Origin of the sequence: Sulfitobacter sp. 15WGC, from assembly GCF_005068605.1 — a bacterium.
In the GTDB taxonomy this organism is placed as follows: domain Bacteria; phylum Pseudomonadota; class Alphaproteobacteria; order Rhodobacterales; family Rhodobacteraceae; genus Sulfitobacter; species Sulfitobacter faviae.
The window spans coordinates 1-835 of sequence record NZ_SZNL01000062.1 but is presented as its reverse complement, the minus strand read 5'-3'; the positions used below and the strand labels follow the sequence as shown (position 1 = coordinate 835).

At 56.8% G+C, this 835-nt stretch carries 1 protein-coding gene; it reads right to left on the bottom strand.

Annotation, left to right across the window (positions count from 1 at the left end; translation table 11 throughout):
• Positions 1 to 12 precede the first annotated feature (12 nt).
• A protein-coding gene (locus FCK22_RS17960; RefSeq protein WP_136720751.1) for an IS5 family transposase occupies positions 13 to 770 on the bottom strand; the annotation gives its coding sequence in 2 pieces (ribosomal slippage) (positions 13 to 446 and positions 446 to 770; 759 coding nt in all).
• Positions 771 to 835 lie beyond the last annotated feature (65 nt).

Sequence of the window (835 nt, the reverse complement as noted above, 5' to 3'; positions counted from 1 at the left end):
TAGGGTCAGGATTCATAACCAATAAATGACGAGAGCCGCGAGCGCGATGGCAGAGAGAAACACCTTAGGGCAACGGTCATAACGGGTCGCGACACGCCTCCAATCCTTAAGCCTACCGAACATGATTTCGATCCGGTTGCGACGCTTGTATCTGCGCTTGTCGTATTTGACCGGCGTTTTGCGTTTCTTCCGGCCTGGGATGCAGGCGCGTATCCCCTTGTCCTGTAACGCTTCTCTGAACCAGTCAGCATCATAGCCGCGATCCCCGAGCAGCCATTTGACCTTTGGCAGGCCGCGCAGCAGGGCCCTTGCGCCGATGTAATCGCTCACCTGTCCGGCGGTAACGAACAGGTCGATTGGTCGTCCCTTACTGTCGCAGATGGCGTGTAGCTTGGTGTTCATGCCGCCTTTGGTCCGACCGATCAGGCGGCCACGCCCCCCTTTTTGGCGGCCATGCTGGTCGCTGTTCGGTGGGCCTTCAGGTATGTCGCGTCGATCATCACGGTCGTTTTCTCACCGTGTTCCGCCGCCAGTCCGGCCATCATCCGCGCAAAGATGCCCTTTTCACTCCAACGCTTCCAGCGGCTATAGAGCGTTTTATGCGGGCCATATTCCCGCGGCGCATCCCGCCAGCGCAAGCCATTGCGATTGATGAAGATAATCCCACTCAACACCCGTCTGTCATCGACCCTTGGCTTTCCGTGCGACTTCGGGAAGAAAGGCGCAAGTTTGCCCATTTGCTCATCGGTCAGCCAGAAAAGTTCACTCATGTCACCACTCCTTTTCCGAGCCGTGAATCATGCAGAGAGACCGAAATCAATGCATCCTGACCCTA